18 protein-coding genes are annotated in these 15,910 nt (G+C 66.1%); 13 read left to right on the forward strand and 5 right to left on the reverse strand.

Annotated elements, in window-relative coordinates:
* Window positions 1-59 precede the first annotated feature (59 nt).
* The 9 genes from FLM21_RS20100 (at window position 60) to FLM21_RS20135 (ending at window position 9,066) form a co-directional block, all read left to right on the forward strand.
* Window positions 60-413 carry a response regulator gene (locus tag FLM21_RS20100; protein WP_148717283.1) on the forward strand — a complete coding sequence of 118 codons (354 nt, stop codon included), beginning with the start codon at window positions 60-62 and terminating at the stop codon, window positions 411-413.
* Complete coding sequence (locus tag FLM21_RS21150; protein WP_222846731.1) at window positions 410-1,414, forward strand: CHASE3 domain-containing protein; 1,005 nt, start codon at window positions 410-412, stop codon at window positions 1,412-1,414. Before FLM21_RS20100 ends, FLM21_RS21150 begins: the two co-directional genes overlap by 4 nt.
* The gene (locus tag FLM21_RS20105; RefSeq protein WP_373281834.1) at window positions 1,357-3,873 is read left to right on the forward strand and encodes a response regulator; all 2,517 of its coding nucleotides are present in this window, start codon (window positions 1,357-1,359) and stop codon (window positions 3,871-3,873) included. The genes FLM21_RS21150 and FLM21_RS20105 overlap by 58 nt, the downstream gene beginning before the upstream one ends.
* Window positions 3,870-4,709 (forward strand): CheR family methyltransferase, encoded by an 840-nt coding sequence (locus FLM21_RS20110; protein WP_148717284.1) that lies wholly within the window; start codon window positions 3,870-3,872, stop codon window positions 4,707-4,709. Before FLM21_RS20105 ends, FLM21_RS20110 begins: the two co-directional genes overlap by 4 nt.
* Entirely contained in the window at window positions 4,706-5,296 is a 591-nt protein-coding gene (locus tag FLM21_RS20115) for a chemotaxis protein CheB (RefSeq protein ID WP_148717285.1), read from the forward strand. The genes FLM21_RS20110 and FLM21_RS20115 overlap by 4 nt, the downstream gene beginning before the upstream one ends.
* Window positions 5,293-6,474, forward strand: coding sequence for a hybrid sensor histidine kinase/response regulator (locus FLM21_RS20120; RefSeq protein ID WP_148717286.1), 1,182 nt, complete (start codon window positions 5,293-5,295; stop codon window positions 6,472-6,474). Before FLM21_RS20115 ends, FLM21_RS20120 begins: the two co-directional genes overlap by 4 nt.
* Before the next feature lie 101 nt (window positions 6,475-6,575).
* Complete coding sequence (locus FLM21_RS20125) at window positions 6,576-6,866, forward strand: hypothetical protein (protein WP_148717287.1); 291 nt, start codon at window positions 6,576-6,578, stop codon at window positions 6,864-6,866.
* Window positions 6,867-6,893: 27 nt separating this feature from the next.
* A complete protein-coding gene (locus FLM21_RS20130; RefSeq protein ID WP_148717288.1) occupies window positions 6,894-7,052 on the forward strand; it encodes a DUF3309 family protein in 159 nt (52 codons plus the stop codon).
* A gap of 7 nt (window positions 7,053-7,059) precedes the next feature.
* Complete coding sequence (locus FLM21_RS20135) at window positions 7,060-9,066, forward strand: AsmA family protein (protein WP_148717289.1); 2,007 nt, start codon at window positions 7,060-7,062, stop codon at window positions 9,064-9,066.
* Here FLM21_RS20135 and FLM21_RS20140 read toward each other — a convergent pair whose 3' ends face one another.
* A complete protein-coding gene (locus tag FLM21_RS20140) occupies window positions 9,067-9,978 on the reverse strand; it encodes a YihY/virulence factor BrkB family protein (RefSeq protein ID WP_148717290.1) in 912 nt (303 codons plus the stop codon).
* A 158-nt stretch (window positions 9,979-10,136) separates the two neighbouring features.
* On the opposite strand from FLM21_RS20140, the gene FLM21_RS21000 reads away from it, so the two are divergent.
* From FLM21_RS21000 to FLM21_RS20150, 3 genes are read left to right on the forward strand one after another with little or no spacing between them, the layout of a single operon-like run.
* The gene (locus tag FLM21_RS21000) at window positions 10,137-10,310 is read left to right on the forward strand and encodes a hypothetical protein (RefSeq protein WP_187360011.1); all 174 of its coding nucleotides are present in this window, start codon (window positions 10,137-10,139) and stop codon (window positions 10,308-10,310) included.
* A 24-nt stretch (window positions 10,311-10,334) separates the two neighbouring features.
* The gene (locus FLM21_RS20145; RefSeq protein WP_148717291.1) at window positions 10,335-10,757 is read left to right on the forward strand and encodes a BON domain-containing protein; all 423 of its coding nucleotides are present in this window, start codon (window positions 10,335-10,337) and stop codon (window positions 10,755-10,757) included.
* A gap of 12 nt (window positions 10,758-10,769) precedes the next feature.
* The gene (locus tag FLM21_RS20150) at window positions 10,770-10,952 is read left to right on the forward strand and encodes a hypothetical protein (RefSeq protein ID WP_148717292.1); all 183 of its coding nucleotides are present in this window, start codon (window positions 10,770-10,772) and stop codon (window positions 10,950-10,952) included.
* A 4-nt stretch (window positions 10,953-10,956) separates the two neighbouring features.
* Here FLM21_RS20150 and FLM21_RS20155 read toward each other — a convergent pair whose 3' ends face one another.
* The 4 genes from FLM21_RS20155 to FLM21_RS20170 form a co-directional block, all read right to left on the reverse strand.
* Complete coding sequence (locus tag FLM21_RS20155; protein WP_148717293.1) at window positions 10,957-12,585, reverse strand: PAS domain-containing sensor histidine kinase; 1,629 nt, start codon at window positions 12,583-12,585, stop codon at window positions 10,957-10,959.
* A gap of 3 nt (window positions 12,586-12,588) precedes the next feature.
* Window positions 12,589-13,017, reverse strand: coding sequence for a response regulator (locus FLM21_RS20160; RefSeq protein WP_148717294.1), 429 nt, complete (start codon window positions 13,015-13,017; stop codon window positions 12,589-12,591).
* A gap of 90 nt (window positions 13,018-13,107) precedes the next feature.
* Complete coding sequence (locus FLM21_RS20165; RefSeq protein WP_187360012.1) at window positions 13,108-13,746, reverse strand: response regulator; 639 nt, start codon at window positions 13,744-13,746, stop codon at window positions 13,108-13,110.
* Between the two features lie 34 nt (window positions 13,747-13,780).
* Entirely contained in the window at window positions 13,781-14,311 is a 531-nt protein-coding gene (locus FLM21_RS20170; protein ID WP_148717295.1) for a ferritin-like domain-containing protein, read from the reverse strand.
* Window positions 14,312-14,471: 160 nt separating this feature from the next.
* Here FLM21_RS20170 and FLM21_RS20175 point away from each other — a divergent pair, with 160 nt between their 5' ends.
* Window positions 14,472-15,908: a CHASE3 domain-containing protein gene (locus tag FLM21_RS20175; protein ID WP_148717296.1), complete on the forward strand. Its 1,437-nt coding sequence runs from the start codon at window positions 14,472-14,474 to the stop codon at window positions 15,906-15,908.
* The last annotated feature ends 2 nt before the right edge of the window (window positions 15,909-15,910 follow it).

Below are 15,910 nucleotides of genomic sequence, written 5' to 3' on the forward strand. Positions count from 1 at the left end.
CCTCCTCCCGGCGGCGAAGATGTCAGCCTATCGCCCATAGCGTCCGTCCGGATTCAAAGATGGCCCAGACCATCCTTATCGTCGAAGACAATGAAGACCTGCTCGAATGCATTGCCGAGGAGGTGATCCATCTCGGCCATCTGCCGCTGTGCGCCCGCAGTGTTGCCGAGGCACGCGCGCTGCTCGCCGAGCGCGACGACATCGGTGCTTTGCTGGTGGATCTGGAGCTGGGTGGCGATCTGAACGGTGAACAACTGGCCCAATATGCCCAGGCACTGCGGCCCACGCTGCACGTGATCATTGCCACCGGCCACGATGCCGGGCAGCTGAGCGCCGAAGGGCGCGACCGCTATCCGCTGTTGCGCAAACCCTATTCCCTCGCCGAGCTGGCCCACGCCCTCGACCTGCCATGACCCTGCATACCGATACCCCCAAGCTCTCCGAAACCGAAGCCTTTCGCAAGGTACTGTCGCGCAATGTGATGCTCCCCTTGCTGTTGGGACTTGTCAGCGCCGGCGTCTTCGTCGCCTTGCTGATGTACCTGGTCTCGGTAATGCGGCTGGTCGACCATTCCAACCAAGTGATCAGTGCCGCCCACGAAAGCAGCAAACTGATCATCGATTCGGAAACCGGCCTGCGCGGCTACATGCTCACCGGCCGGCGCGGATTCCTTGCGCCATACAACAACGCCGTCGGCAATGTGCCGGCCGAACTCGATGGCCTTGCCCGGCTGGTCAACGACAACCCGCAGCAGGTCCGCCGGATCGACAAGGCGGGCACGCTTTTCAAGGAATGGCTGAGCTACAGCGAGCAGGCGATCTGGCTGAAGGACAACGGCGGCGATGTCAGCAGCCACGTCGGCTCCGAGCGTGGCAAGAACCTGATGGATGCGATGCGCAGCGAACTGGGCGCGCTAATTGCCGAAGAAGAGAGTCTGCGCAACGCGCGCAACCAGAGCAGCAGCAACACCGTCACCTGGCTGGTGTTCGGCATCATTACTCTGATGCTGCTGGTCGGCGCCGGCATCGCCTACAACGGCCGGCGCCAGCTGCTGGGGCTGTCGCAGATCTACAGCGAGGTGTTGGGGCAGGCACAGCAGCAGGCCAGTGCGCTGGCCGAACAGGCCTGGGTGAAGACCGGGCAGAACGAGCTTGCCGCCAAGCTCCTGGGTGAACAATCGGTGCAGGAGCTCGCGCGTGGCGCGCTGGAGCAGCTGGTGCGCTACCTCGGTGCCCGGGTGGGTGCGCTCTACGTAGGGCGCGACGACGGCCGCTTCCTTCTGGAGGCTGGCTACGCACTGCCGGCCGAGCACCCCGCCCCGCGCTGCGCGTTGGCGAAACACTGGCCGGACAGGCGCTGCGCGAGGGTCGGCCACAATGGGTGGAACTGCCGGAAGCCGGCTACCTGCCGGTAAGTTCCGCGCTCGGCGAGATCGGCCCGTGCCGCCTGCTGCTGATTCCGGTGCAGGATGCCGGCATCCCGATCGGCGTGGCCGAGCTCGGCTTCGTCGGCGATGTGCCGGTGCAGGCGCTGGAGCTCGCCACGCTGGCCGCAGAGGACTTGGCTGCAGCACTGAAGGCCGCCCGCTACCGCGAGCAGCTGCGCACCACGCTCGACGAGACACAGCAGCTGAACGAGGAGCTGCAGACCCAGCAGGAAGAATTGCGCACCGCCAACGAGGAGCTGGAAGAGCAATCACGCGCACTGCGCGAAACGCAGTCGCGGCTGGAGAACCAGCAGGCCGAACTTGAGCGCAACAACGAGCAACTCGCCGAGCAGTCGGAGCGGCTGCAGCAGCAGAAGGACTTCCTCAACGAGCGCAACGTGGCGCTGCGCGACACCCAGCGCCAGCTGGAGGATCGCGCCGGCGAGCTGCAGCGTGCCAGCCAGTACAAGAGCGAATTCCTCGCCAACATGTCGCACGAGCTGCGCACACCGCTCAACAGCGCGCTGATCTTCGCCAAGCTGCTGGCCGACAACCCGCAGGGCAACCTCAGCGAGGAGCAGGTGCGCTTCGCCGGCATGATCCACGGCGCCGGCAGCGACCTGCTCAACCTGATCAACGACATCCTCGATCTGTCCAAGGTCGAGGCCGGCATGCTCGATATCCATGTCGAGGACGTGATGCTCGCCCGCATCGAAGAGCACCTTGCCGCACTGTTCCAGCAGCAGGCGGAAAACAAGGCGCTGCGCTTTGCGATCCAGCGCGAATCCGGTGTGCCCGCCAGCCTGCAGACCGATCCACGCCGGCTCGAACAGATCCTGAAGAACCTGCTCGCCAACGCCATCAAGTTCACCGAGCAGGGCGAAGTCACGCTGACACTGGCCGCGGACAACGACGGCATCGCCTTCACCGTGGCCGATACCGGCATCGGCATCGCGCCCGAGCAACACGCCGTGATCTTCGAGGCCTTCCGCCAGGCCGATGGCACCACCAACCGCAAGTACGGCGGCACCGGGCTGGGGCTGTCGATCTCGCGCGACCTCGCTGGCCTTCTGGGCGGGCGCATCACCGTGGATAGCCAGCCGGGCAGCGGCAGCCGCTTCACGCTGTGGCTGCCTGTCGGCGCTGCGATCGGTGCGGCCGAAGCCCCCCCCGTACCGGAACCTGCGCCATTGCCGCCCGCCCCCGTGCCGGAATCCACCGGTGCGAGCTTTGCCGACGATCGCCACAACCTGCCCGAGCAGGGCCGGCTGATGCTGGTGATCGAGGACGACGAGCGCTTTGCCGGCATCCTTTACCAGTTGGCACGCGAGCGTGGCTTTTCCTGCCTGGTGGCGCTGACCGCACATGAAGGCGTGGCACTGGCACGGCAACACGCGCCACATGCCATCCTGCTCGACCTCAAGCTGCCGGACCAGAGCGGCATGACCGTGCTGGAGCAGTTGAAGGAAGACCCGCGCACCCGCCATATCCCGACCCATGTCGTCTCCAGCCTGGACCGGGGCGATGCCGCGCTCTACATGGGGGCCATCGGTTACCTCGCCAAGCCGGCCGCCCGCGCCGACCTGCTGGCGGTGTTCGAGCGGCTGGAGGACAAGCTCGCGCAGAAGATCAAGCACGTGCTGCTGGTCGAGGACGACGCGATGCAGCGCGAGAGCATCACCCGCCTGATCGCCGATCCCGAAGTGGAAATCACCGGCGTGGCCTACGCCGAGGAAGCGCTGCAACTGCTGCGCGAGCGCGTGTTCGACTGCATGGTGATCGACCTGACACTGCCGGACATGCCCGGCACCGAGCTGCTGCAGCGGATGGCGGGCGAGCTCTACTCGTTCCCGCCGGTGATCGTCTACACCGGCCGCTCGCTGTCGCGCGACGAGGAATCGGCGCTGCGCCGCTACTCGCACTCCATCATCATCAAGGGCGCGCGCTCGCCCGAGCGGCTGCTCGACGAGGTCACGCTGTTCCTGCACCAGGTGGAGACCGAGCTGCCGCCCGAGCGCCAGCGCATGCTGCAGGCCGCGCGCAACCGCGACCGGGCCTTCGATGGCGCCACGCTCCTGGTGGTCGACGACGACGTACGCAACATCTTCGCACTGACCAGTGCGCTGGAAATGAAGGGCGCCCAGGTGGTGGTGGCCCGCAACGGCCACGAGGCGCTGGACCAGCTCGACGCCCGGCCCGATATCGATCTGGTGCTGATGGACATCATGATGCCGGAGATGGATGGCTACCAGGCAATGCGCGAGATCCGCCAGCAACCGCGCTTTGCCGACCTGCCCATCATCGCCGTCACCGCCAAGGCGATGCGCGACGATCAGGAGCGCTGCATTGCCGCCGGTGCCAACGATTACCTCGCCAAGCCGATCGACCTGGATGCGCTAGTCTCGCTGGTGCGGGTGTGGATCTCGCGTCCGGGGCGCAGCCTGTGAGCACGCCGCCGCACGATTACGCCGAGCGCGATTTCGACATCGAGCTCAGGCTGCTGATCGAAGCGATCTACCTCAAGTACAGCTATGACTTCCGCAACTACTCGCCCGCTTCGCTGAAGCGGCGCGTGCAACATGCGCTGGTCCAATTCGAATGCCGCACGGTATCGGGCCTGCAGGAGCGCATCCTGCATTCGCAGCAGCAGTTCGCCGAGCTGCTGCAGTACCTCACGGTGCCGGTGAGCGAGATGTTCCGCGACCCGGCCTATTTCCTCGCGCTGCGCCGCGACGTGCTGCCGGTGCTCGCCACCTATCCGTCGCTCAAGATCTGGATCGCCGGCTGCAGTACCGGGGAGGAGGTCTATTCACTGGCCATCCTGCTGCACGAGGAAGGCCTGCTCGAACGCACCCTGATCTACGCCACCGACATCAACCCGCGCAGCCTGCAGCGTGCCGAGGACGGCATCTACCCGGTGGCCGACCTGCAGCGCTTCACCGCCAACTACCGCGCTGCCGGCGGCAAGCGCGCGTTCTCCGACTACTACACCGCCGCCTACGGCTCGGCCATTCTCGATCGCCAGCTCAAGCGCCAGGTGACCTTCGCCGACCACAGCCTCGCCACCGACAGCGTGTTCGCCGAGACCCACCTGGTGTCGTGCCGCAACGTGCTGATCTACTTCAACCGCGAACTGCAGGACCGCGCCTTCGGCCTGTTCTGCGATTCGCTGTGCCATCGCGGCTTCATGGGCCTCGGCAGCAAGGAGACCGTGCAGTTCTCCAGCCATGCCACGGCCTTCGAGACGGTGGCGCGCGACGAAAGGATCTACCGCAAGCGATGATCCACGTTCCCCTCCCCGCCCAGGCCGTGGTGATCGGCGCCTCCGCCGGTGGCATCGATGCGCTGCTGCGCGTGCTGCCAGCCTTGCCCGCCAGCTATCCGCTGCCGGTGATCGTGGTCATCCACCTGTCCGACCGCTATCCCAGCCTGCTGGCGCAGCTCTTCGCCGCACGCATGGCGCTGCCGGTGCACGAGGCCGAGGACAAGCAGCCGATCGAAGCCGGCCATGTCTATTTCGCACCGCCGGGCTACCACCTGCTGGTGGAGCGCAACCGCCATTTCGCACTCAGCATCGATGCCCCGGTGCACTACTCGCGCCCGGCGATCGACGTGCTGTTCGCCTCGGCCGCCGATGCCTACGGCGCCGGCCTCGTCGGTGTGCTGCTCACCGGCGCCAATGCCGACGGCGCTGCAGGCCTTGCCGCGATCGCCCGTTGCGGCGGCCGGGTGTGGGTGCAGTCGCCGGCCGAGGCCACGGTATCGGCGATGCCCGAAGCGGCACTCAAGGCCACCAAGCCGGATGCCATCGTCACGCTGGATCAACTGGCCACCCTACTGGTAGCCCTGCCTGGCAAGGAAAGCCCATGAACGACCTCGAACGGGCCAGCCTGCTGCTGGTGGATGACCTGCCGGGAAACCTCGCTGCGCTGGAAGCGCTGATCGGCCACGACGGCCTCGACATCCATCAGGCGCAATCGGGCGCTGCGGCGCTGGAGCTGCTGCTGCGCCACGAATTCGCGCTCGCCATCGTCGACGTGCAGATGCCGGGCATGAACGGCTTCGAGCTCGCCGAATACATGCGCGGCACCGAACGCACCAAGCATATTCCCATCGTCTTCGTCAGCGCCGGCGGGCGCGAGCTCAACTACGCGTTCAAGGGCTACGAGAGCGGCGCGGTCGATTTCCTGCAAAAGCCACTCGACGTGCACGCGGTGCGCAGCAAGGTGAAGGTGTTCGTCGACCTCCACCGGCAAAAGCGCGCGCTGTCGCGCCAGCTGCAGGCCTTGCAGGCGGCGCAGCACGAGCAGGAGATCCTGATGGCGCAGCTGAAGGCGACGCAGGCCGAGCTGGAGGTGGCGATCCGCAACCGCGACGATTTCCTCTCCGCCGCCGCGCACGAGCTGAAAACGCCGCTGAACGTGCTCAAGCTGCAGGCGCAGATGCGCGAGCGCCAGTTGAACGACGGTGAAGCACCCTGCGGCGAGAAGGCCGCACGCATGGTCAAGCGCGAAACACGGCTGATCGAAACGCTGGTGCGGCAGATCGACGATATGCTCGACATCTCGCGCATCCGCACCGGCAAGTTCTACCTGAACCCCGGCCGGGTCGATCTCGCCGAGCTGGTCGGCGACATGATCGAGCAGTTCGCCGAGCAGCTCGAATGTGCCCAGATGCCGGTGCACCTGCTGCTGCAACCGGGCATCGTTGGCCACTGGGACGGTTTCCGGCTGGAACAGGTGCTGGCCAACCTGATCACCAACGCCATGCGTTACGCCGCCGGCAGCCCGCTCACGCTGACGGTGAGCGGCAATGGCGAACAGGCGCAGCTGATCGTGCGCGACCAGGGGCCGGGCATCGCGCCCGAGCACCACTTCCGCATCTTCCAGCAGTTCGAGCAGGCCGGCAGCGGCAACGGCGGCCTGGGCCTGGGGCTCTACATCTGCCAGCAGATCATCGGGGCCCATGGCGGCCATATCGCCGTGCATAGCCTGCCGGGCGAAGGCACCGCCTTCATCATCGACCTGCCGGTGGCGCCGCCACTGTAGGACGATACCGACCGCATCTTCGTCCGGATCACGATGCCCACCGTTTTCAGCGGTGGGCATCATGGTTTCACACCCCACCCGGGGCCAACGACGGAGCTGCCATGCTGTACTGCACCTTCAATTTTCCCGATGAACCGGAAGCCTGCTATCTGAGCGCCTGGGGCGGCAAGCACCGCCAGCGCCATCATGTAGCGATCTACGACCAGCGCTCCGGCGATATCGTCGCGCGCTTCGCCCTCGACGGCATCGACGTGCCGCAGCAGGAACTGGAGCTGATCCACCGCCGTGCGATCGCGCAGTTCCGCCGCCACCGCGCCGCCACCTGCGCCGAGCACTACCAGGAACTCGATCGCCGCGGCCCCGCCTGGCGCGGCGACATCATCCATCTCTGACCCCTGCCTGCCGGCAAAGGAGCCATCATGTCGCTCAGTCTCATCCTACTGATCATCCTGATCCTGCTTCTGCTCGGAGCGATCCCGACCTGGCCGTACAGCAGCGGCTGGGGCTATGGGCCCAGCGGCATCATCGGTTTGTTGCTGGTGGTGCTGGTCGTGCTGATGCTGCTCGGCAGGATATGACGGGCCGATGATGCAGCGTCGCGGCGGGATCGCACTCGGCATCGTCCTTGCGTTGGTGGCGGTGGTCGCCGTCGCCATCGCATTGTTCGACTGGAACCTGCTGCGCGGCCCGATCGCCGAGCGCGTCACCCGTGCGACCGGGCGCAGCTTCGCCATCCGTGGTGATCTCACCGTCGATTGGTCGCGCCATCCCACCATCACTGCGCGCGACGTGGTGCTCGGCAATGCACGCTGGAGCACCGAGCCGACCATGGCGTCGGTGCGTGCCATCTCGGTGCGCATCGATCCATGGCCGCTGTTTTCCCGGCGTGTCGCGCTGCCTGTATTGACCGTCGATGCGCCGCAAGTCCATCTGGAACGCAATCCGCGTGGTCAGGATAACTGGCACGACCTGCTGCCCAAGAGCGATACGCCGAGCCGCTGGCGTTTCGACGTCGACACCATCCGCATCAACGAAGGCCGGCTGCGCTGGCTGGATCGCCCGGCGGGCAGCGACGTCAGCGTGACCGTACGCTCGCAGGGCAAGGACGTGCGCGACAGCACGCTGCAGTTTTCCGCCACCGGCCAGTACCAGCGGCAGGCGCTGCAGCTCGCAGGTCGCGTCGGTTCGCCGCAGCGGCTGCAACAGGCGCTGGCCGACCGCAATCGCAACTACCCGCTGCAGTTCGCCGGCACCGTCGGCACCACCCGCGTTGCCGCCAATGGTCAGGTGCGTGGCCTGCAGCGGCTGGAAGGGCTCGATGCACAGTTCGAGCTGTCCGGCCCCAGCCTTGCCGCGCTGTATCCGATACTGGGCGTGCCGCTGCCTGCCACGCCCCGCTATGCCGTCAGCGGCCGGCTGCGCCACGATGCCGCGGTGTGGGATCTGAGCAAGATCGCCGGGCGCATCGGCAACAGCGACATCGCCGGCGACTTCCGCGTCGACCGCGGCCGTACGCCGCAATTCATCTCTGCCAACCTGCACTCGCAACGGCTCGATCTTGCCGATCTCTCCGGCTTCCTCGGCGCGCGCGACAACCAGAGCGGCAAACCAAAGACGGTGCCCGGCCCACGCGTACTGCCGCAAGCGCGCTTCAGCGTGGAAAAGCTCAATGTCGCCAATGCCGACGTGAAGCTGCGCGGCCGCCGCATCCAGACTGCCGACCTGCCGCTCGACGATTTCAACGCGCACTTATTGCTGCAGGACGGCGTGCTGACGCTCGATCCGCTGGAATTCGGCGTGGCCGGCGGCAAGCTCGCCGGCAAGGTCAGGCTCAACAGCCGCGCCGCGCCGATCGAAACCCGCATCGCGCTGCAAGCCAGCCATATGTCGCTACGACGGCTAGTGCCCAAGCTCGACTTGGGCGAGAAGGCCAGCGCGGGCCTGGTTGGCGGCCGCGCCCAGCTCGCCATGCGCGGCGATTCGGTTGCACAGATGGCCGCATCCGCCGACGGTGAGCTGGCACTGCTGATGCAGGGTGGCCGGACCAGCAAGCTCCTGATGCGGCTGGCCAACCTCGATCTTGCCTACAGTGCCGCCATCCTGCTGTTCGGCGATGAACAGATCGACATCCGCTGCGCCGTGGCAGGCTTCGGCGCCAAGGACGGCCGGCTCACCGCCAACACGCTGCTGCTCGATACCGAGAAGCAGGTGGTGAACGGCCAGGGCTGGATCAACCTCAAGGACGAGACCTTGGCGCTGCAACTGCGCGCCAAACCCAAGGACATCAGCCTCGTCGCGCTGCGCGGCCCGATCCTGATCGACGGCACGCTGGGCAAGCCGCAGGTGCGCCCCAGCTTGGCGCAACCAGCCGGCCGCGCCGCAGTCGCCGCCGCATTAGCCACTGTCGCGCCACCCCTGGCGCTGTTGCCACTGATCGATCTGGGCGGCGCCAAGGATGCGCCGTGTGCCCAGTTGCTGGCCAAGCCGCAGACCAAGACGGCGCCCGCCGTCACGCCCAAGCCAGGCGCCAGGCCCGGTACGACGCCAACGCCGCAACCGCACGAGCGCCAGGGCACCTGGAACCGCCGCTGATCACGCCTGGTCGGCCCGCTCCAGCGCGGCGCGATGCTGGCGCTCCTCCTGCTGGCGCCGGCGATACAGCGTCACCTGATGCGCGAGCTCGGCGCCGTAGAGGAATATCTGCGCCGCGTAGAAGATCCACACCAGCACTAACACCAGCGCCCCTGCGGCACCATAGGCCGAGCCGACGGCAGTGGTGCCCAGGTAGAGCGTGAGCAGGGTCTTGCCGGCCATGTAGAGCGCGGCGGTGATCACCGCACTGAGCCAGACGTCGCGCCAGGGGATGATCTGGTCCGGCAGCAGCTTGTAGATGGCGGCGAACAGCAGCGTGACCACCGCGCTGGTCAGCAGCGTACCCGCCAGATCCATCAGCCACAGCATCTCGCCAAACCAGCCGGCGTAGCGGGCCTGCAGCAGCGTCAGTGCCGTGGACAGCAGCAACGACACCAGCAGGATGAAGCCGGTGCTGACCACGATGCCGAACGACAGCAGCCGCGCCTTGGCTTGCTGGAACACGGTGCCATGGCGATGACGGCGCGTCCCCCAGATCACGTCGAGGCTGCTCTTGAGCTCGTTGAACACCGTGGTGGCAGCGAACACGCTGGTGCCGATGGCGATCAGCGCCTGCCAGCTCACGGTCGGCGCGAATGCGCTGCTGTCGATCACCGCCGCCACCGCCGCTGTCGCGTTTGGCCCCATCAGCGCTCCTACTTCATTGAGCAGCTCGCTGCGCGCGACATTTTCGCCGTAGAACCAGCCGGCGATGCTGATGGCGATGATCAGCACCGGCCCCATCGAGAACAGCGTGTAGAAAGCGATCGCCGCGCCCATCGACGCACCGCGGTGCTCGCTCCAGCTCGACAGCGCCGCCCATAGCAAGCGTGCCACGGTCATCAGGTTGCGCCAGCTCCGTTGCACGTTCACGCAGCACTCTCCTTGTGTAGGCCAGCGCCGACACCACGCCCGCGCCGCGACCGACAGCGAGTCGGGAAGCCCGCTGCCTGCGCCTTCAGGCGCTTCTTTTTAAGCTGATTCCCAAGCTGCCCCACAACCGGGGCAGCACCCGCAACAGGAGCATCGCCATGCAACGCTACCCTTGGGCCGACGACGATCTCGAAGCACTGGAAGAAGAGCTGTCGATCGACGTGCACCGGCTGCGGCGCGAGCGCACCCCGCGCAACGAGCGCCGCGATGACGAGTACTCGGTGCCGCGCCGCCATGTCCGCCCCACCCCGCGCGATCTGCCGCGCCTCTGAATCCCCCCGACTGGAGTAATCACGATGAAACCCAGCCTTGCCCTGATCGCTACCCCACTGCTGCTGGCCGGCATGCTGACCGCCTGCGAGAAGAAGGATGAAACCGCAGCCAACGACGCTTCGATGGAAGCCAGCATGCCGACGACGATGGCCGAAGCATCGGCCGCCGTGCATGCAGGCTTCGATAACGCCGCCAGCGCCACCGCGAGCGCTGGCCACGCCATCGCCAATGCCACCGACAACGCGGCGCTGACCGCCAAGGTCAAGACCGTACTGGCCGCCGACGAGGGCCTGAAGACGCTGGCGCTCAACATCGACAGCGAGAACGGCGTCGTCACGCTCAGCGGCGAAGTGGACAGCGAAGCGCAGCGCAGCCGGGCCGAGCAGCAGACCAAGTCGGTGGAAGGCGTGCAGACCGTGAACAACCAGTTGACCGTGAAGCACTGAGGAGGGCGCGCCATGTGGAAGAAATGCACTCCATGGCTGGCCCTGGCGGGCCTCGGCCTGCTGGCCTGGCATTGCGCCTGCCAGCGCCGCAGTTGCGGCACCGCCTCGCCTGCCGACGGGCCGTTGCAACGTTGGGAAGGCGAAGGCGGCAACCTGCCGCCCTCCGCCGGCCAAACCCCGGCTGCACAGCCGTGAGCGTTCAGGCCGCCTCGGCATGCAACACCCGGTCCAGCGGCATGCGCGCCAACACCGTGCAGCCGCTGCCGAGCCGGCTGATCAGCCGCAGCTCGCCGCCAAAGGCGAGCAGCCGCTGCTCCATTCCAATCAGGCCGTGATGACCCACCGGCCGACTGCGCACGTCGTCCGGATCGCAGCCGTGGCCGTCATCGACCACCGCCATTTCCAGCCAGCCCGCATCGACCGCCAGCCGTACGGTAACGCTGACAGCGTGCGCGTATTTGGCGGCATTGTTCAGCGATTCCTGGGCGATGCGGTACAGCGCCAGCGCTGCATCATCGTTGAGCCGCGGCAATTCGGTCGCTGCCGCCAGCGTGAATTCGCAGTTGTTGTCGCGGCCACCGTGATCGTCCAGCAGCAGCTGCAGTGCATCGAGCAAGCCCAGGTGCAGCAGTGCGGACGGCCGCAGGTTCTCGATCAGGCGGCGCTTCAGTGAAATCCCGTCGTCGAGCAGCGCCATCGCGCGCGTCAGTTTTTCCTGCAGCGCTTCGGGCGCGGCTTCCGGCAGCTGGCGGCGTACCCACGACAGATCGAGCTTGATCGCAGTCAGCAGCGAGCCCAGCTCGTCGTGCAGCTCACGCGCCAGCCGGTGGCGCTCCTGCTCGCCGACCCGCTGCAGATAGCCGGCCAGCTCGGACAACTTGTAGGTGCGCTCCAGCACCAGCGCTTCCAGGTGTTCGCGGTAGCGAGCGAGTTCAGCCTCGGCACGATGCTGCACGGTGATGTCCTGCCCCAGCACGAAGATGCCGGAGACGTGACCATCGGCCTCGATCACCGGCTGGCACGTCAGATTGACCACGATATGAGTGGGCGGCGCTTCCGGGTGGCGCTGCAGCTGGCCGGTGAGGCCACGCCCGATATAGGGCTCGCCAGTGGCGAGCACCTGGGCCAGCACATCGGCGAAACCACGCTCGGCCAGCTCCGGCAGCGCGTCGGCAAACGGCCGCCCAAGCAGCATGCGATCGCCCACCAGCTCGACCATGGCCTCGTTCACCAGCTCCAGCGTCAGCGCCGGGCCGCGCAGCACAGCAAGAAAACCCGGCGCCTGGGCGAACAACCGGCGCAGATGCTGCGATTCGGCATCAAGCAGCGTATTGATCTGCTGCACCTGCTGCGCCCGGCGCAGCACGGTGCCGCCCAGGGCCTGCATCGCCTCGGGCTCGGCGGCGAGGATCACGCTTTCGGCCTTCTGCCGCAGCCGCTGCAGCGCGGTCACGTCCTCGGTCTGCTGCATCAGCCCGGTGAGCTCGCCGGCGGAGTTGTGCAATGGTACGTGGGTGCAGCTCCAGTACCGGTCGTCGAAACCGCACTGCTGCCCTTGGGCGTCGTAGCGCGGCACCGGGTAGTGCACCAGCGGCACCAGATCGGTCTGGCCGCTGTCGAGCGCACGATGGAATGACTGGGCAATCGCGTTGATCGCCTCATCGTCCTCCGGCGTGGGAAAGGCATCGAAGATATACCAGCCGATCAACGTGTCGCGGCTGCGACCAGTCGCAGCCAAATAGGCCGCGTTGACGTCGCGAATGACGAGCTCGGTATCCATCACCATCAACGGCGACGGCGTCAGCAGGAACAGCGCGTGGTAGTCCATGGCTTACTGAGGAGCGTGCAGCCGCTCGGCTTCGGCCTCGATGCTGGCGATGGCCTCGTCGAAATGCAGCGATTTATCGTAGAAGTAATCCACGCCAAGCGTGCGCGCGCGCTGCTCGTACACCGGGTAGGCGTGGTTGGTCAGCACCACGCGCACCGGCAACCGGCCTTCGCGCGCATGCTGGTGCAGGTGCTTCAGCACGTCAAAGCCGGTGCCCTCACGCAGCTCGAGATCGACCACCAACAGGTCGAACTCGTCGCTCTTAAGCCAGGTGATGGCTTCATCGGCGGTCGCGGCAGTGGCCGCGAAACGGATATAGCCGATGCCCGACAAGGCCTCGGTCAGCGCATCGCGGATCACCGGGGAATCCTCGATCAGCATGACCCGGACTTCTCGGCCATCGACATCGGTAACAGCTGCGGGTGTGCTCATGGTCTAGCGCTTGTCTTGCTGGCGCCCCGAGGGGTGCCGTGATCTGGTTGGCGCGGCGGCAGCCGCGCCCCGTAAGGCCAGACTGCTCCGTCAGCTGATCAGCTCGTTCTTGATCGCGTAATAGGTCAGATCGGCATTGGTCTTAAGGTTCATCTTCTCGAGCACGCGGGCGCGATAGGTGCTCACTGTCTTCACGCTGAGGAACAGCTCGTCGGCGATCTCGGTCGGCGATTTGCCGCTGGCGAGCTTGAAGAACACCTGGAACTCGCGCTCGGACAGCGTCTCGTGCAGGCGCTTGTCGCTGGGGTGGGTCAGCTCGGAGGCCAGCAGATCCGCCAGCTCCAGCGACAGATAGCGGCGACCGGCGAGGATCACCCGCAGCGCCTTGATGATCTCGTCCGGATCCGCATCCTTCGACAGATAGCCACGGCAACCCGAGCGGATCAGGTTGAGCGCGTACTGCTCTTGTGCGAAGCCGGACAGGATCAGCACCGGCAACTCCGGGCGGATGCGCTGCAGATCGCGCAGTGTGTCGACGCCGTTCTTGTCCGGCATGGAGATATCGAGCACGACCACGTCGTAGTCGTTCTTGCGCACCAGCTGGATCGCTTCCAGCCCCGAGGCCGCTTCACCGGCCACGGCCATGTCGTCCTCGAGCTCGATCAGCGTGCGCAAGCCGGAGCGCACGATCTTGTGATCGTCGACCAGCAGGACACGTTTCTTCATCATGGGCCAGCTCCTGTAGGGCCGCGGTGGCGGCCGCTCAATCGCGGCTCAGCCAGTCCGACAGCTCGTCTGCATGTTCCTCTTCGACCGCGAGGATATCCTCCAGCATGCGCCGTGTGGTCGGATCCTTGTCGCCAAGGTAGCGGATCAACTCGCGGTAGCTGTCGATCGCAATCCGTTCGGCGATCAGGTTCTCGCGGATCATCGTCTGCAGCCCGTCCGGCTGCACAAAATCGGCGTGACTGCGTTCAAGCAATGTGGCCGGCGACAGATCGGGCTTGCCACCCAGCTGGACGATGCGCTCGGCAATCCGGTCGGCATGTTCCAGCTCCTGGTCCGCATGCACGCCGAACTCGCTGGCAATCGGCTCACTGGCAAGGCCCGAGGCGCAGTGCGCATGGCTCTTGTAACGCAGCGCACAGACGAGTTCGGTCGCCAGCGCATCGTTCAGCAACCGCACCACTTCCGCCACATCCCCCTGGTAGCTGAAGGTGCGGGCACCGTCGCCAACCTGGCTGCGCGCACGCTGTCGGATCGCTTCGACATCGAGCTGGAATGTTTCAGACATGGGGTACCTCCTGGGTATACGGCGCTCGCCCGTGTCGCGGGCCTGTGATATACAAAGTTGACTTGGCGGCATCGCGCCCGTCTCGAATCACACTGTAGGCCCAGCCTTCGCGGCGCTGAATGGGCAATGGGCTGAAGCCCCTGTAGGAATACGCTGACACGTGCTTTCAATCCGCCGAATCCACCATGCTCTGAGCCGCTCGGCACGCGAGGCGGGCTGGTCGCTGGCGCTGGCCCTGGCGGCTTGCGTCGCCGCCGCGCTGGTGGCGCTTGCCATCAATGTGCTGTGGGTCAGTCGCAGCGAAGCGCAACTCGTTCACATCGTCGAAACCCGTGACCGCATCGACCAGCTCAGGCTGCTCGACCAGCTGTTGTCGCAAGCCGAGAGCGCCCAGCGCGGCTACCTGATCCTCGGCGACTCGCGCTATGCCACGCCTTACAACGACCGCGTCGACCTGTTGCGCCAGCAATTGTCCGAACTGCAGCAGGGTATCGCGCGCAATGCCGAGGTCGAGGCCCGGCTCGGCGAGCCGGTGCGGCGCTTGGCGATGACCATCAGCGAGAAGATCGCCGAGATGGACGTGACGCTGAAATTCGCCAACGCCGGCGACTTCGTCCAGGCACGCGAGGTATTCCGCACCAATGTCGGCCTGCAGAAGACGATGAAGATCAGCAGCATCGTCACCGGTCTTGTCCAGTTCGAGACGCAATATCTGGTCGAGCAGCGCAAGGGGCGGGACAAACTGCTGTTTGCGCTGCGCAGCTCGATGGCGGTGACCACGCTGCTGGTGCTGCTGTGCGTGGTGCTGATGCTCAAGCGCCTGCTGGGTGACGTGATGCGCGCCCAGACGGAACGTGAGGCGCTGCGGCAGCGTGAACGCGAGCTGGACGCACTGGTGCGCCAGCGCACCGATGAAATGGAACGGCTGGCGGTGCAGTACCAGCTCGATGTCGAGCGCGAGCGCCATCGGTTGGCCCGCGAGCTGCACGACGAGCTCGGCGCCATCCTCACCGCCACCAAGATCGATCTGCACTGGGTACTGCGCCAGCTTCACGACCAGTACCCGATGATCAGCGACAAGCTCGCCAAGACGCAGCGCAACCTGGATCAGGCCATCCAGTTCAAACGCCGGCTGGTGCAGGAGCTGCATCCGTCGCTGCTGTCCACCTTTGGCCTTCTGGCCGCGATCCGCACCTTGGCCGAGGAGGCCGCCGGCCGCGGCGAATGGCAACTTACGCTCAACCTGCCCGAGGACGGCGCGCAGATCAACGAGGTGCAGGGCCTGATCATCTACCGCATCGTGCAGGAGACGCTGCACAACGCGGTGAAGTACGCCGAGGCCAATTCGGTGTCGATCAGCCTGATCGTCGATGTCGAATTCCTGAAGCTGGAAGTAGCCGACGACGGCGTCGGCATGGACCCGAACCGGGTGACGCCGAATCACTACGGCATCACCGGCATGCGCCACCGGGTGACGGCCATCGGCGGCCGTATCAACATCGTTAGCGCGCCTGGTGAAGGCGTCATGGTCTGCGCGCTGATCCCGCGCCGGATCGAAGCAGCCCCTCCTGGCACGCCAGAGCGCCGCTACGATTGAGG

The organism is Chitinolyticbacter meiyuanensis (assembly GCF_008033135.1).
Classification (GTDB): domain Bacteria; phylum Pseudomonadota; class Gammaproteobacteria; order Burkholderiales; family Chitinibacteraceae; genus Chitinolyticbacter; species Chitinolyticbacter meiyuanensis.

Coding starts and splice junctions, on each gene's coding strand:
- FLM21_RS20100 (WP_148717283.1), top strand. CDS start 60: ATGGCCCAGACCATCCTTATCGTCGAAGACAATGAAGACCTGCTCGAA.
- FLM21_RS21150 (WP_222846731.1), top strand. CDS start 410: ATGACCCTGCATACCGATACCCCCAAGCTCTCCGAAACCGAAGCCTTT.
- FLM21_RS20115 (WP_148717285.1), top strand. CDS start 4,706: ATGATCCACGTTCCCCTCCCCGCCCAGGCCGTGGTGATCGGCGCCTCC.
- FLM21_RS20120 (WP_148717286.1), top strand. CDS start 5,293: ATGAACGACCTCGAACGGGCCAGCCTGCTGCTGGTGGATGACCTGCCG.
- FLM21_RS20125 (WP_148717287.1), top strand. CDS start 6,576: ATGCTGTACTGCACCTTCAATTTTCCCGATGAACCGGAAGCCTGCTAT.
- FLM21_RS20130 (WP_148717288.1), top strand. CDS start 6,894: ATGTCGCTCAGTCTCATCCTACTGATCATCCTGATCCTGCTTCTGCTC.
- FLM21_RS20135 (WP_148717289.1), top strand. CDS start 7,060: ATGATGCAGCGTCGCGGCGGGATCGCACTCGGCATCGTCCTTGCGTTG.
- FLM21_RS21000 (WP_187360011.1), top strand. CDS start 10,137: ATGCAACGCTACCCTTGGGCCGACGACGATCTCGAAGCACTGGAAGAA.
- FLM21_RS20145 (WP_148717291.1), top strand. CDS start 10,335: ATGAAACCCAGCCTTGCCCTGATCGCTACCCCACTGCTGCTGGCCGGC.
- FLM21_RS20150 (WP_148717292.1), top strand. CDS start 10,770: ATGTGGAAGAAATGCACTCCATGGCTGGCCCTGGCGGGCCTCGGCCTG.
- FLM21_RS20155 (WP_148717293.1), bottom strand. CDS start 12,585: ATGGACTACCACGCGCTGTTCCTGCTGACGCCGTCGCCGTTGATGGTG.
- FLM21_RS20160 (WP_148717294.1), bottom strand. CDS start 13,017: ATGAGCACACCCGCAGCTGTTACCGATGTCGATGGCCGAGAAGTCCGG.
- FLM21_RS20165 (WP_187360012.1), bottom strand. CDS start 13,746: ATGATGAAGAAACGTGTCCTGCTGGTCGACGATCACAAGATCGTGCGC.
- FLM21_RS20170 (WP_148717295.1), bottom strand. CDS start 14,311: ATGTCTGAAACATTCCAGCTCGATGTCGAAGCGATCCGACAGCGTGCG.